General features: G+C 43.0%; 9 protein-coding genes. 4 read left to right on the forward strand and 5 right to left on the reverse strand.

Annotated elements, in window-relative coordinates:
• Positions 1 to 438 precede the first annotated feature (438 nt).
• The 5 genes from JMY09_RS09750 to JMY09_RS09770 all read right to left on the reverse strand — a co-directional run bounded on the left by JMY09_RS09750 (position 439) and on the right by JMY09_RS09770 (position 5,887).
• On the reverse strand, positions 439 to 1,443 hold the full coding sequence (locus JMY09_RS09750; protein WP_201623402.1) for a YhdH/YhfP family quinone oxidoreductase: 1,005 nt from the start codon (positions 1,441 to 1,443) through the stop codon (positions 439 to 441).
• 106 nt (positions 1,444 to 1,549) lie between these two features.
• Complete coding sequence (locus tag JMY09_RS09755; protein WP_201623403.1) at positions 1,550 to 2,527, reverse strand: zinc-binding dehydrogenase; 978 nt, start codon at positions 2,525 to 2,527, stop codon at positions 1,550 to 1,552.
• 231 nt (positions 2,528 to 2,758) lie between these two features.
• Positions 2,759 to 3,478, reverse strand: a complete 720-nt coding sequence (locus JMY09_RS09760) for a GDYXXLXY domain-containing protein (RefSeq protein ID WP_201623404.1) — start codon at positions 3,476 to 3,478, stop codon at positions 2,759 to 2,761.
• Complete coding sequence (locus JMY09_RS09765; RefSeq protein ID WP_201623405.1) at positions 3,475 to 4,740, reverse strand: DUF4401 domain-containing protein; 1,266 nt, start codon at positions 4,738 to 4,740, stop codon at positions 3,475 to 3,477. Before JMY09_RS09765 ends, JMY09_RS09760 begins: the two co-directional genes overlap by 4 nt.
• A 28-nt stretch (positions 4,741 to 4,768) precedes the next feature.
• Positions 4,769 to 5,887: a DUF2157 domain-containing protein gene (locus JMY09_RS09770; RefSeq protein ID WP_201623406.1), complete on the reverse strand. Its 1,119-nt coding sequence runs from the start codon at positions 5,885 to 5,887 to the stop codon at positions 4,769 to 4,771.
• 987 nt (positions 5,888 to 6,874) lie between these two features.
• Here JMY09_RS09770 and JMY09_RS09775 point away from each other — a divergent pair.
• From JMY09_RS09775 to oppD, 4 genes are all read left to right on the forward strand, one after another.
• Positions 6,875 to 8,548: an ABC transporter substrate-binding protein gene (locus JMY09_RS09775; protein WP_201623407.1), complete on the forward strand. Its 1,674-nt coding sequence runs from the start codon at positions 6,875 to 6,877 to the stop codon at positions 8,546 to 8,548.
• A gap of 388 nt (positions 8,549 to 8,936) precedes the next feature.
• Positions 8,937 to 9,857 (forward strand): oligopeptide ABC transporter permease OppB, encoded by a 921-nt coding sequence (gene oppB / locus JMY09_RS09780; protein WP_201623408.1) that lies wholly within the window; start codon positions 8,937 to 8,939, stop codon positions 9,855 to 9,857.
• A gap of 103 nt (positions 9,858 to 9,960) precedes the next feature.
• Positions 9,961 to 10,866, forward strand: a complete 906-nt coding sequence (gene oppC, locus JMY09_RS09785) for an oligopeptide ABC transporter permease OppC (RefSeq protein ID WP_201623409.1) — start codon at positions 9,961 to 9,963, stop codon at positions 10,864 to 10,866.
• Between the two features lie 12 nt (positions 10,867 to 10,878).
• A complete protein-coding gene (gene oppD, locus JMY09_RS09790; protein WP_201623410.1) occupies positions 10,879 to 11,994 on the forward strand; it encodes an oligopeptide ABC transporter ATP-binding protein OppD in 1,116 nt (371 codons plus the stop codon).

The following is an 11,994-nucleotide window of genomic DNA, read 5'->3' on the forward strand; positions in this document are numbered from 1 at the left end:
AGGTCATACCCTCATCTAAGCTTTTCAGGACTTGTTTGCGATAATCTAGGGAGTAAGTCATGGTCATTTATAGTAATAATCGTTTAGTTGACTCATTCTATAACATTTTTGAAGTCAGGTGACTATAACTCTTCTACGGGTTCTAATAAGCGAAATGGCACTTCTTTATGGTGCTTTTCTACTGCTTCTTTACCAATCCAATTGAGTGTTGGCATTTATATCCCTTTAGTCGTCTAAGATTGTTTCTATTTGATATGGTTAGTATATGTCTCAGAACATTTTAATACTATCTTTGTCTAATTGCAGGAGTACTTTAGAGTTTTGAATAATCGCAAGCGAACGCAAATTTAATCTCCCAAAACTAGAAAAAAGCAGCACCCCAAAAGAAGTACTGCCATAGTCTAAAAACCGTCTAAAAACCTAACTTTAAACTAAACCCTACCCCCGTAAATTGACCACATAACGCCCAACCGTCTTACTCGCTATAAATCGATCTAAGTATTCAGGCGTTTGCTCAAGCGTAATCTCTTCACCATAATTCTCTAAATTAGGCAGTTTCATATCGGTGGCCACGCGCTGCCAGATAGCTTTTTTATCCGCCAGTGGGATATAGACCGAATCGATACCGAGTAGGGACACTGCGCGTGTGATAAAAGGCAATACCGTCATCGAGAACTCAGCGCCGCTCGCCAAGCCGCAAGAGGTAACTGCGCCGCCAGCTTTGGTTTGCTTAAGTAAATTGGCTAGATAATCACCGCCAATCGTATCAATGGCATTGGCCCATAGCTCGCGACCAGCAGGTTTATTACCGACCTCATTGATGGTATCACGATGACGGACTTCACTCGCACCCAGCTCTTTGAGATAATCACTTTGCTCAGGCTTACCAGAGAAGGCGATAACCTCATAACCGAGCTGACTCAAAATTGCGATACTGATACTACCGACGCCGCCTGTTGCACCCGTTACCGCCACTGGACCGTCTTCAGGTTTTGCGCCCATTTTCTCTAACTTTTGGATACTTAATGCTGCGGTTAAGCCGCCAGTACCGTAAATCATCGCTTCTTTTATCGTCAATGAAGACGGACATTCGACCGCCCAGTCCGCTGGGATAGAGATCATCTGACCCAAACCCCCATCCGTATCCATGCCAAGATCATAACCGAATACCACCACCTCTTGCCCTGCTTTAAAAGTGCCAGACTTGTCACTGACCACTATGCCTGCCGCATCAATACCGGGGGTGTGCGGATAGTGCTTGGTGATTCTTTTATTGCCTGCTGCTGACATAGCATCTTTATAGTTTAGCGAAGAGTAATGCACCTCTATCAATAAGTCATTCTCAGGCAAGTCACTGACGTTGCGTTCGCGAATGCTTTTTTTAAATTCACCGTCGTCAGTTTCTTCGACTACTAAAGCTTTGAAAGTTTTATGGTTAGACATAATCATATTCCTAGTTTGCGGTGTTTTTTAGCTACTGCCAGTAACAGCTGGTTATAGAAATAAAAAAGCCCATGCAATCATGAGCTTTTTTATTCAATGGCAACAACTAAGGCTTTAACAATATTTTGCCTTTTTTATCTGATTGTATTTTTCCATCAACCGCTTTGGTAATATCTGCCAAATCAAAAACCGCTTCAACAGGCAGTTGTAGCTTACCGCCAACCGCTCTATCAATCAGCTCATCGACTAAGCGCTGCTTGTTGTCTACGCTCATCTCTTGGCTAATTTTGCTACCCCAGAAGCCTTTTAGCGTCGCCTGCTTAAAGATTATATCAGTAGGGTTGAGCATCATCGGCTTACCTGACATCGCGCCAAATACCGCAAATGTACCGCCATGACCCAGTAGTGATAATAAAGCACCGCTGTCTTCGCCACCAACGGAATCAACTGCTGCGCTGATTTTATCCTCAGCAATCATTGATTTTACTTGGTCTTTCCAGTCTTCATCTTCACTATTGATATTATTCTCTATCCCAATGGCCTGTAGCTCTGCCACCGCCTCACTACTGCGTACTATATTGATGGTTTTTACCCCACGAGCTGCCGCTAGCATAGCTAGGGATTTACCGACCGCACCATTAGCAGCGTTATGGATCAGCCACTGACCACGCTCTACTTCTAGGAACTCAAGCAGCATCAAGGCACTGAGTGGCATAGCGATCAATTGCGCCGCCATTTCATCGTTTAAGCTCTCCGGTACCGGAAATACCATGTCTTCTGAGGCCACAAAATATTCTGCCCAAGTCGCTTGCACACTAGCGGCGGCAACGCGTTGACCGACTTTTAGATTTTTAACATCGCTACCTACAGCATCGATAATGCCAACCGCCTCAGAACCACCAATAGCTGGCATTTCAGGTTTAAAGCCATATTTGCCACGAATAGTTAGTAAGTCATGATTATGGATAGAAGCCAAGATAGTCTTCACTCGTACTTCGTTAGCTTTTGGCTCTGGAGTAGGGCGATCGCCTAGACTGAGGACTTCAGTAGGTCTGCCAAAATGATCATAAGTTGCGCTACGCATAGTATATTCCTTGAGTTATTATTAAATAATTATCACGGTTTACAGTAGCAAGTCGCGCCTAACTAGCGCAATATCAGTTTAGTTAAGTATTTTGTCAGTATGGTTAATGATGGTTCAATACCCCTTAGCATAAAAACAGCGCTTTGATATCCTCAGAGCACTGTTTTTAGGGGTTTGGCCCATAGCCTAGAATCAGCCAAAGCTTATAAAATGCGCACAATTTTATTCTTACTAATCTAAGGCAATAACTTTATAATTTTTGTCCACCATATCCGTTAATAAGGGTTCGCCCTTATCGTTAACTCGGAATAACCCATACTCTGCTGCCTCAAAGGCTTTGGCCTGACCTTCTTGAAAGAAGAAGGCATTGGTTGCTAGTTGGACGCTACCACGGCGGATACGGTAATGAATAGACCGCTCATTGGCTGCTAAGTCATGCTGATTATTACCATCAGCTAAGCGCACAAAATGCCCAACGTTATGCTTATCTACTGCGACAATTACATAACCTTGCATAGGGTCATATATACGAAAATCTGACCTTGATTCATTTGGCGCAGATTCCTGTAGCTCAGAACCTTCTAATTCAGAACCTTCTAATTCAGAATCTAGGGCTGGTGTTGGCGGCTGTAAGCTCTCGTATTGTGGTCGTAGGGCATCAAAGATATCACGCTCTATAGTATAACTGAGCGCCATATAATCACCTTGCATAAAGCCGCGCGGATCGACAGGGGCCAGCTGCAACAGTATTGGTTTACCAGTAGCTAGATGGTTTTCATGTTCAATCACTTTTATAGTGATCGCGACTAATACTGCTAGCAATCCTAGTAGCGCCATGGCGATAGTCACTGAGCGTTTCTGCCACCAAGGCAACTTTGAAAGTGTTGGTTTGCGCTGATGGCTTAAAGTATCACCCTCAGCAGAGTGGGGGTTATTAATAGGCTGAGTCATGAGGGAAGCTCCTGATCATCACTACCGCTGTCTTGGTTAGCCATGGTGCCAACAGAGGTTTTAGGAGGTAGCTTAGCAGTGGTTGTACGCAAGACTGTCAAAGGTAAGTCGCTAGCAATATAACGACTCACCAGCAGCCAACGTATCAGCAATATACTGATAGCGATAAGAAGCATTGAGCCTGACTTTATTAATAAAGAGCTATCAAGCTGATAGTAATACCAAAATATATAGCTCACTAAGGCAAGCAAGCCAACCCCCAATAGCAGCCTTTGGCTATTAGCAATGCCAATAATAATCACTATGCTGGCAGACAATAGCCCTGAAACATAGACCGATATGATGCCGATGATAATGATGACGCAGACGATAATAATGTCAGGTTGTGAGGGCGATTTAAAACACAGTAGCTTCATCTGGTAGCGCTGAAGAATAAGGTGAGCGCCATATAAGCTGACCATTACCAACAGCCCTTGCGCCATATAGTAATTATAGCTAAATTTATTACTGATAAATTGGACGTTGTAGTCGCCAGCGAAAATATAGATAGAAAAGATAAGTAGCACAAAGGCAGAAGCATAGCTCAGCGCTTTACTGATATCAAAAGCCCCTGCACGCCATCGAATCGGTAGGTAACTTATTAACCAATAGCGTTGCAAATTTGCCATAATAGTGACTAGAGCTAATAGTGCTAAGCTCAGTTCAGGCAGTTGGTAAAAGCTAAGCAAATAGACTATTACGCCCAATACCGCCGCACTACTGAGCAGTCGATAAATAAAATTAGGCATAACAAGAGTCATGATGACTTGGATCAGTAAAAACAGCCAAAGGATCAGCGGTTGGATTATCTCACTGCCAAATAAGGCAAACATCAAATATAGCTGTCCTGCGCCACTCAAAGCAAAGGCCAAACTGTTCCAAAAAGTATTATCCGCAGATTTTTTATTTTTAAATAAAGTAAAAGCTATAGCACTCAGTATTATGCCGACCAGCCATTGTAGTAGTGAGCTGTCAAAGACCTCTGCTTGATACAGTATCAGGGATAAAAACCCAACCAAAAATATGCTCGATAACACCCCACTAAAGCCAAAAAATAAGTGGATAAACCAAGGCGTACTGTCATTATCATCAGCTGGGTTAGCAAGGTTATCAGCCAAAACAGTGGCATCGCTATCCCTAGGGTTACGGCTATCTACAATAGGGTTAGGCGCAATCAGGCCTAGCTGTTGCAACTGCGCAAACGTCTGATCATAGTTATTCATAGTCACCTCGCATAGTCACTTTATATTGTCACTTTACATCCTCACTTTGCATTTGTGCCAGCAGCTCAGACTGCTGACCCCTCTTATCTAAGCGGGCAAGGCGTCGTAGCCAAACTACCATCGCTGAACTCATTACAATCAATAATAGCGCTAGCAATAAAAAGCCACCAGCTTCCCAATCATCGAGCAGCAACTTGCCCGTCCAGAACATAACTACTGTAATCACAGAGCCGCATAGATAAGTCAGCATTAATAAGTCACTGCGCTGCCGATAAAAACGCCAAAGCATAAAGCCACACCAGCTTGCCCATAGCGACAAAGTAAAGAGCAACGGTAGCGTTTTGATATCGTCAAAGATAGTGATAATGGCTAGATGAGTAATGAAATAAGTGCTTAGCAAGCCCACCACATAAGTACTCCAGTGCAAACTGGACTTAGTGGGCAGCGCTGTTTGAGAAATAGCAGCTTTAGTAGCAGCGGTTGTTAATAGCGTTGGTTTATATAAGCTTAAATGAGAACTGGGTTTATTCTCTACAGTAGACAGCCATAGAATTAGGGCTACTAAATTGAAGATAGCTAGGATACTCAGCTGCAAGATATCTTGATAAATATAATCTGCAAATACAATAGCTGCCACGTCCATATAGAGTATCAGGCTGGCATTTATGAGCCCAAGCCATAACAGCCAAAGTGCAGGCAGGCGAGCAATGAGCACCCAAGGAATAATCAATAGCGCCCAATTAAAGAACAGCTGCCAAGTATCAGCGCCAGTTTGGTAAACCTGACCAAATAACGCCAATAAACTACCAGTGATGATACTAGCTATAAGCAGCAGTAATTGCCGTACGAGCTGAAATCGTTGTTTAAAACAGAGAATTATGTAGAGCGCTATAGTGACAACTAAAGCTCCTTCGACTAAAGCGAATTTGCCAGTATGGCTCATATTTTGCCAGTTATAGGCGATAAAGAATACTAGAGCTAATACTAGCGCTACTGAGCCAATAATCAATGCCGCTTTATCAAAGAACGCAAGCCAAGTGTGTTTAGGAGGATAAACTTCCAACTTTAGAGCTGCTGTATCAGCATGAGATAAGGGTAAGCTACCTTGCTTAAGCAGTTGCTCGATGCTACGCCGTGGTTGACTCATAGCGCTCTCTAAATAAAAGATTATTTAGCTTATCTTAGCTGTTTTTTATATTAATAGCATACTAAAGTTTATAAAGCCCTAGTTAATAGTGCAGTAGCATTTTGCAGTAGCGCTGATGATAATCTACCGCCAGAAGCTACAGCAATAAATACTACCAGTAGTAATAAATACTATTTGATTAATAGGGGTGCCATTGAGGTATTGAACAATACTATTAGCTCTTTTAGAGCGCTAAAAATGAGTCGACAGCGCTTTTAGGCGCTATGATTGTTACAGATAGAATTTTCTATGCTTAATTTTTCAAATTTGTACAAAAATAAATAAGTTGAAAATAAGCAATAGGCTAACTTTTTGTGAGAGTGGATAACAGCTGTTTTTTACATTATAAAAGTATGATTATTAGAAGATGATATTGGCTCAAATTTTATAGTAGACGACACTGTTTTAATTCTATTTTCTACTTTAATATCTAGTGCCTTGTCGAAAGTATTAACTTAATAGTCTTTATTTTCAATAGCTTATATAGTAATTTATTGTATTTACTATCAAGCTAATAGCATAAGGGTAAGCTTTTTCTCAAAGAGAAAGGGGCTGTGTTACGAGCGGATAAAGGGGAGCGATGACTACTTTATTAATAGAGTTGTAGATGGTTTTTATCTGTTAATTGTGCGGCGCTTATAAGCTAATTTTAGGAGTGGCTAGCACAACAATATTAAAATCTGTTGACATTTGCTTCGTTTTTTATTACTAATAGTTGTCCTATTTGTTACTAATAGTTACCTAAGATTATCTCAATTAGAATGGCTAACTTTTAATTATCAGCTTATTACTGATAGTTATAAATTAAGGCTTCAACACAGAACGGTAGCGCTGCCAGCTATACTGATGATACTTAGTTAATAAAGGCAATATACGGATATATTAAACTTAAGAGGTTGACTACAACTTAGTCGATCTGCCCCAGCCACCTGCTAGCTAGGTCATTACATGATGCAAAATCCTAACCGCCTATTCAATACTTTTTTTCTGCCTACTGCTCTTGTGCTCGCCATGTCTATGACTGGCTGTAGCGATAAGTCTGCAACTGATAATAACGCCAGTAAATCAGCTGCTGTTGATCCTAGTGTACTTGCTGATACTCAAGAGCTAGTGGTTAACAATGCTGCGGAGCCAGAATCACTGGATCCACACAAGGTATCTGGGGTTCCTGAAGCCAATATTGACCGTCAGATATTTGAAGGCTTGACTAATACTGACGCTGAAGGCAAAACCATTCCCGGCATAGCGACCAGTTGGGAGAGCGAGGATAATAAAGTATGGACGTTTAAGCTACGTGATGCTAAATGGTCGAATGGGGATCCAGTAACGGCAGAGGACTTTGCCTATAGTATGCGCCGCTTAGTCGATCCTAATACTGCCTCACCGTATGCAAGTTATTTAGTCGATGCCAAAGTAGTCGGTGCCGATCAGATCGTAGATGGCAAAGCCGCACTTGATACCCTTGGAGTAAAGGCTATCGACGATAAGACTTTGCAGATTACTTTGTCACAGCCAGTACCTTATTTCCCAGACATGCTGATCCACAATTCGGTCAAGCCGGTTCATAAAAAGACGGTTGAGGCCTTTGGTGATAAATGGACAGATCCTGCAAATATCGTAGTGAATGGTCCTTATAAGCCTAGCCAGTGGCAAGTCAATGACAAGATCGTCTTAACCCGTAACCCCTCTTATTACGACGATGCCAACACTACTATTAATAAGATCACTATGCTAGCGATTCCTTCTAGCACCACGGATGTTGCACGCTATCAGGCCGGCGAGATCGACATTACTTACAATGACGTGCCGACTGAGCAATTTGCGTCTCTCAAAGAGCAGCTCGGCGATCAGCTTAGAGTAGCGCCTTATCTTTGTACTTATTATTATGAGTTTAATACCGTTAAGCCACCGTTTAATGATCCTAAAGTGCGCCGCGCCTTAGCTTTGGCGTTGGATCGTGACACTATTGTAGATAAGGTAATCGGTCAAGGCCAGACTGCGGCGTATCAATTGACACCGCCTGCCACTAATGGTGATGTTAAAAACGCGCCAGAGTGGTCGACTTGGGATAAAGAAAAACGTATTGCTGAAGCCAAAAAACTGCTCAACGAAGCAGGCTACAGCGACAGCAAGCCGCTTAAATTCGAGCTGCTATATAATACTAACGATAACCACAAAAAGACTGCGGTGGCCGCTACGTCATTATGGAAGCAAGCACTTGGTTTCGTTGATGTGACTTTGACTAATAAAGAATGGAAGACTTATTTGGATACCCGTCGTAATGGTGATTACCAAATTGCACGTGCGGGCTGGTGTGGCGATTATAATGAGCCGTCAGCATTCTTAAATATTCTCAAATCCGATAACAGTGGTAACTATGGTAAATACAATAGCGCTAACTTTGATAGCTTAATGGCGAAAACCTTGCAAGCGGGTGTCACCCCTGAGCAGCGTGGCGGTATATACAAACAGGCCGAAGTGCAGCTTGATCAAGATATGCCTCTGTTGAACATGTACCATTATGTCAGCCCACGTTTAATTAAGCCTTATGTCGTTGGCTTCCCAAGCCAAGATATCTTAGGTAACTGGCAAGGCAAAGATCTATCCATCGCCAAACACTGATCTCTTTAGGTATAGCAGTCATATGCCGATAGTAGCTAGGGGCTATGAAGAAGATTAAACCTGATTCATAGCCCTATCAGCGACTGCGAGTTGCAGCTGTTTATAGTTTTATAGTGCAAGATAGGCCATTGGATAGCTTATAAACAGTCACTGAATATTTTTAGTATTATTTCCTATTTCTCATTAGTTTCATTCTTCATTGCCGTTTTTTTTAGGCTTGATGGATGAAATTTTTGCAGTTTAAAAAGCTCTGATTTCAGGTAGTACAAGTAAGTTGAGTCCCTTGAAGTTGACTATTTGATAGCTAACTGGGCATTGGCTTTGCTGTCGTTATTTGTCTGCCGCTAAGCTTAGGAATGAGCACTATGATCATGATAAAAGAGGCCTTATGCTAAAACTAATTTTCCGACGCATCTTAGAGGCAATCCCGACCTTATTTGTGCTGATAACCGTGTCCTTCTTTATGATGCGTTTAGCACCAGGCAGCCCTTTCACTGGTGAGCGTAATTTGCCGCCAGCGGTTATGGCTAATATTGAAGCGAAGTATCACCTCAACGATCCCATGTGGTTACAGTATATTAATTACCTAAAGCAGTTGGCAGTGGGCGATTTTGGACCATCTTTTAAGTATAAAGACCATACCGTCAATGAGCTACTGTCGCAGTCGTTTCCAGTATCTATGGAGCTAGGCTTATATGCTTTTATACTAGCATTAGTATTGGGGTTGGCCTTTGGCATTATTGCGGCACTAAAACAAAACTCTTGGCTAGACTACGTGCTCATGGCCTTTGCAATGACTGGGGTGGTGATTCCAAGCTTTGTAAAAGCGCCATTACTAGTACTTATTTTTGCCATTCTTTTGCAATGGTTACCAGCAGGGGGCTGGAATGATGGGGCGCTTCCTAATCTAGTATTACCAGTCACCGCTTTGGCGCTGGCTTACGTTGCCAGTATCGCCCGCATCATGAGGGGCTCGATGATTGAGGTGATGAACAGTCAATATATTCGCACCGCAAAATCAAAAGGCCTACCGATGCGCCAAATCGTGATGAAGCATGCATTACGACCCGCTATGCTGCCGGTTATCTCCTATTTAGGCCCAGCCTTTGTCGGTATTATCACGGGCTCTATCGTGATTGAGACTATTTTTGGTCTGCCAGGTATCGGACAGTTATTCGTCAATGGTGCGCTTAATCGAGATTATGGTGTGGTGCTTAGTTTGACTATCTTGGTGGGCGTGTTGACTATTACTTTTAACGCTATCGTCGATATTCTGTACGCGGTAATTGATCCAAAAATTCAATACTAAGTGTGATATTGGACTAGGGCATGCAACAGTATGGCTAGTACTTCATTGCCGTTTTACACATTCTATTCATTGCTATGTTAAATAAATGATTACAAGGACGACTATGAGCCTTACAGCAGATAAGCCAACCGCTCTACTAGACGAGCCGGCCAAGGAAATTAAAGGCCGCAGTCTTTTGCAAGATGCCAAGCGCCGTTTTTATCGTAATAAGGCCGCAGTCGCCAGCCTATTTATATTATTACTGATTGGGGCTTTTGTTATATTCGTGCCGATGCTAGCGCCTTTTGGCTATGCTGAGACCGACTGGAACTTTATGCAAGCTGCCCCTGCTATCGATAATAAGCATTACTTCGGTACCGATACACTCGGTCGCGACTTATTAGTGCGAACCGCGGTCGGTGGTCGTATCTCGTTATTAGTTGGGATAGCTGGCGCTACAGTGGCAGTGATTTTTGGGACCATATATGGAGCGACCTCAGGGTACTTAGGGGGCAAGGTTGACTCGGTGATGATGCGAGTATTAGAGATTCTAAGCGCCTTTCCTTTTATGTTCTTTGTGATCTTATTGGTTACCATCTTTGGACGTAACCTTATCTTAATCTTTGTGGCAATTGGGCTAGTCTCTTGGTTAGATGTTGCCCGTATCGTCCGTGGACAGACCCTTAGTTTGAAGAGTAAAGAGTTTATTGAAGCGGCGCATGTCGGCGGGGTTTCAGGCTTCAATATTATCCTGCGTCATATCGTACCTAATGTACTGGGTGTGGTAGTGGTCTATGCCTCTTTATTAGTACCAACGATGATTTTGTTTGAGTCATTTTTAAGCTTCTTAGGTCTAGGGGTGCAAGAGCCGATGACCAGTTGGGGCGCGCTGTTGCAAGAAGGCTCTAAAACTATGCAAGTAGCGCCTTGGCAGATTTTGATTCCTTCAGTTTTTTTGGTTATTACTTTATTTTGCTTTAACTTTATTGGCGATGGGCTGCGTGATGCGTTTGATCCCAAAGACCGTTAGGAGGCTGACATCATGGCAACTCACAATGTTAATAGTACACCTATAAAAATAGACTCTACTATTATTAATACAGGCGCTGATTCGGTCTTTCACCATCAGCGTAACCCTGCAGATAGTCTATTAGCCGTTAAAGATTTATCGGTTCAGTTCACTACTGAAGATGGACTAGTAACGGCCGTTAATGGCTTAAATTTCAACCTGCACCAAGGCGAGACCTTAGGTATCGTTGGTGAGTCCGGCTCAGGTAAATCGCAGACTGCGTTTGCCATTATGGGACTGCTTGCCAATAATGGTCACGCAAAAGGTTCGGTACTCTTTGAAGGCAATGAGCTGCTTGGCTTGTCACAAAAAGCACTGAATAAAATTCGCGCTGAACAAATCGCTATGATTTTTCAAGATCCAATGACTTCCTTGAATCCTTATATGAAGATAGGCAATCAGCTTGCTGAAGTATTGACCTTGCATAAAGGCATGAGCAAAAAAGAAGCGTGGGCTGAGTCAGTACGAATGTTGGATGCAGTTAAGATCCCAGAGGCCAAAAAGCGTATTAACATGTATCCGCATGAGTTCTCAGGTGGTATGCGCCAGCGAGTTATGATTGCGATGGCGCTGCTATGTCGGCCCAAGTTATTGGTTGCCGATGAGCCAACGACCGCCCTTGATGTCACAGTGCAAGCGCAGATTATGGTGCTGTTAAACGAGCTAAAACGTGATTTTGGCACGACCATTATTATGATTACCCATGATTTAGGAGTGGTCGCTGGCATTTGTGATCGAGTGCTAGTGATGTATGCAGGTCGCACGATGGCCTATGGGCAAACCGATGAGATTTTTTATACGCCCACTCACCCTTATACTATAGGGCTGCTGAAGGCTATTCCACGTTTGGATGATAAAGGGGGCAAGCTTGAGACTATTCCGGGCAGTCCACCAAACCTGTTAGACTTACCTGCCGGTTGTCCTTTTTATGAGCGCTGTGGGCATGCGATGGATATTTGCCGTGATACGCCGCCGCCGCTGGAGTTTTTACCACATGAGCGTCAGCGCGCCTGTCACTGGCAACCTGAAATCCAAATTGACGACTCAGCGACTAGCACCACTAACACTGCTTCAGGGATAGAGGGGTAA

Origin of the sequence: Psychrobacter urativorans, from assembly GCF_904846695.1 — a bacterium.
Taxonomy (GTDB): Bacteria; Pseudomonadota; Gammaproteobacteria; order Pseudomonadales; family Moraxellaceae; genus Psychrobacter; species Psychrobacter urativorans.